This window comes from Pseudomonas sp. L13 (assembly GCF_009935965.1).
GTDB classification, from domain to species: Bacteria; Pseudomonadota; Gammaproteobacteria; order Pseudomonadales; family Pseudomonadaceae; genus Aquipseudomonas; species Aquipseudomonas lactis.
Window position 1 is genome coordinate 1 of record NZ_QODJ01000155.1, and the last position, 650, is coordinate 650.

Annotated in this window: 1 protein-coding gene; it reads right to left on the reverse strand. The window is 54.8% G+C overall.

The window, feature by feature from the left end; all coding sequences use genetic code 11:
• The coding region (locus tag DK871_RS28450; RefSeq protein WP_161907477.1) for an IS4 family transposase at positions 1-650 on the reverse strand (650 nt) is incomplete at both ends.

Genomic DNA, 650 nt, shown 5'->3' on the forward strand with positions numbered 1-650 from the left:
CAACGGTCTTTGTACAGTGATTTGAGCCCGGCTTTAGGCACTTGCTGCGGGCAGTTCAAAGTGGTTACCAGGATTTTTCCACCGGTTTTCAGTTCACGTACTGTCAGTGTTTCAGGCGCTTCTTCGTAAGAAGCCTGGCTCATCCAAGAAGGTCGCTTCTTGGGCTTTGTCAGCTCAACCAAATGATCCTCCGACCCAAGCGATTGCCCGAGCCGAAAGTCCGTACTGCGCCGTCTGGCGCCGTATTGTTCAAACACGCCGTCAATCCCGCGGCGTCGCAGTTCGCACAGCAAAAAGTATGTCGCGTAGTAGGCATCGCCCAACACAATATCGCCTCGATTCAGTGTATCGAGCATCGTTCTGAGTAACGTCTGCTCATCGCCACCTTTGCCTCGAAAGCGCCCCAGTGAGGCGTCTAAAACGGCACCACTGGACAGGCAAATGATTCCTACCAAACGACAAATGGGAAAGCCCAACCCTGCTTTCTGGCCACGAGATTGCGGATAGGCAGCTTGATTGGCCGCAGTGTCTGGCATGGTCACTGTGGTGCCATCCACGAGACGTACCGGGCGACCCATCCAGCGCCATGACGGTGGCACGTTGTTACTCATCGAGGTTCCCGTGGAGCGCAACAACGTTGAAACCATCTC